1 tRNA gene is annotated in these 377 nt (G+C 37.9%); it reads left to right on the forward strand.

The features are described 5' to 3' along the window. The first annotated feature begins 47 nt into the window (after nt 1–47). A tRNA-Pro gene (locus N7659_RS08130) sits at nt 48–121 on the forward strand. Nucleotides 122–377: the final 256 nt, after the last annotated feature.

The raw sequence follows: 377 nt of genomic DNA on the forward strand, positions 1-377 counted from the left end.
ACGAATCAGGCGGTTAGAGGTTCGACTCCTCTAGGGTGCATTTTTTTCGGGAAGTAGCTCAGCTTGGTAGAGTACTTGGTTTGGGACCAAGGTGTCGCAGGTTCGAATCCTGTCTTCCCGATTGATGAGTAAGTATCTTTCACAATCTGGAATGATACTTTTTATTTTTCTTTCTACAATTTTTCTCACCGAGTATACTTGGTGAGAATTTTTTATAAAAAAGCGGTAAAATGTATTGACAAAGTATTGATGAGGTGCTAGAATATAATAGTTGTCTCGAAAGAGCATGACCTTTGAAAACTGAACAAGACAAGAAACCAAACGTGCAGGGTTATGAAAGTAACCTGTCAAAAAATAAGAAGCAATAAATCTGTCAG

The organism is Streptococcus sp. CSL10205-OR2 (genome assembly GCF_025660655.1).
Classification (GTDB): domain Bacteria; phylum Bacillota; class Bacilli; order Lactobacillales; family Streptococcaceae; genus Streptococcus.